We start from the raw sequence: 1,720 nt of genomic DNA, 5'->3' as shown, positions 1-1,720 counted from the left end.
CCTTGGCCTTGAATGCCGGCGAGTGGTTCCGCCGAGGTCGTCTGCTCATCGTTCGCTCCTGATTCGCTGACACAATCGTGCCCGCTGTCAGGCAGACAAACCACCTATCCCACCGTCCGAAATTGTGTGACCACCTCTGCTGACGTGTGTCCGCCCTTAATATGCGACTTCCACGCGCCGCGGGCCTGTATGGAGGTGCGAGGATCGGGTCCAATAGACTGGCCATACGTCATTGCACCTTAGGATTGATCTTAGCGCCGTAAGCGTCCGGCCAAGCTTTCGATTACCCACAACTTTCTGTAGTGATGGCGGCGCCGAGTTGGATGTCTGCCAGCCGCGACAGTCCGCGCCATATGACCATGTTGCCCGGAGGTGGGTCGCTTGCGCGCGCCAGATAGCCGCCAAGCCGGGCGAGTTTGATCAAGTAGGTTCCGAGAGTCTTGCGACCCACGGGCTTGCCGGCATCCTTGATCATCTTCTCGAGAAGCTGGATTTCCAGTTCGCTCAGCGCAACGGTTGCCGGGGCTTGCGGAGCTACGCGCGCGAGCATCGTTATCCAGAAGACACGCCAGCTCACGATGCTATAGAGGGCGATCAGGTTCGTCAGGCGTTCCGCGGTTCTCAGCCTTGCGTCCTCGGCGCGGCATCCGGATTTCAGGATCTTGTGGAACGTCTCGATCTTCCAGCGCATGGCGTACCAGTCGAGCTTTTCAATGGCCTCCTTGCGCGATGACACCGGCATATCGGTCAGCAGTTTCCAGTTAATTGGCTTCCTATTCTTTGGTGCGCCGCGCTCACTGGCATGGATCACGACGAGATCCAAGGCGGGGTAACGTTTCTGCTTGCCGATTGGCGGCAACACCCGGATGCGGGCGTACCTGATCTCAAGCTCGGCAACGTCCGCCTCGCCCTTGTCGTCACGCACCTCGATGCGATGGATGCCCTTCAGCGTCACCTCCTTCATCGCGTCGGAGACGGTGCGCATCCCATCATCGGCAAGCCGGTCAACGCAGGTGCGAACCAGGAAATGTGTGCCGACATCCTGGGCCGCACAAAACAACTCGTAGATGTCGCTTTCTCGATCGCCAATGTGAACGCATCTTCCTGGGTCGGCCAGAAGGTCTGTCGACTGCCGCACATTCTCGAGCCAGCGGTAGCTTTCCTTCTCCTCGATCGGAACGCGGGTCGGATTGACTTTACGTTTGAGCGCTCGCGTCCCTTTGAATTTCTTGCGCGTCCAGAATTTGATTGCGGCCAATCCGAGCGGCAAGCCCGAAAGCGTGACGACCAGGCTCGAATGCATCAAGATCCCACATACTGTATGTGCTCGCAGGCGACCGGCCTTGTCTCGGCCGCTGTTGATCGCTTTGGTTACGCCGATGGCGTCGGTATTCTCGCGCTGATAGGAAAATTCCGTCGTATCGTGCAGCACCAGAGCCAGACCATCGGCCGCAGCAAAACGATCGCGTGTCGCATTGAAATGTCCTGCCAGAATGTCTGCTTCGCTGACGCGTTCATTGGACAAGAAGCGGTATGCCGCTTTGGTATTTGCCCAATCCTGGCAGGCGAACGGAATGCTACCGCCGACGGTGCGTGCGATGCTGCTCAGAAGAGCAACAAAACGCCGCTTCAGCCGCAAATCTTTGAACACGCTCGCGGTGCACTCGTCCTCGACCCACGCCTCGATACTTCCGTTTAACGCGCACGCCTCATCCTTCGC

1 protein-coding gene is annotated in these 1,720 nt (G+C 58.5%); it reads right to left on the bottom strand.

Annotated elements, in window-relative coordinates; translation table 11 throughout:
• Positions 1 to 283: 283 nt before the first annotated feature.
• On the bottom strand, positions 284 to 1,720 hold a 1,437-nt coding region (locus WBQ77_RS01740; RefSeq protein WP_424058652.1), incomplete at its 5' end, for an IS4 family transposase.

The sequence above is a fragment of the Methyloceanibacter sp. genome, assembly GCF_049590335.1.
Lineage (GTDB): Bacteria > Pseudomonadota > Alphaproteobacteria > Rhizobiales > Methyloligellaceae > Methyloceanibacter.
Note: the sequence above shows the minus strand (reverse complement) of the source record. Positions and strands in the feature narration are given on the sequence as shown.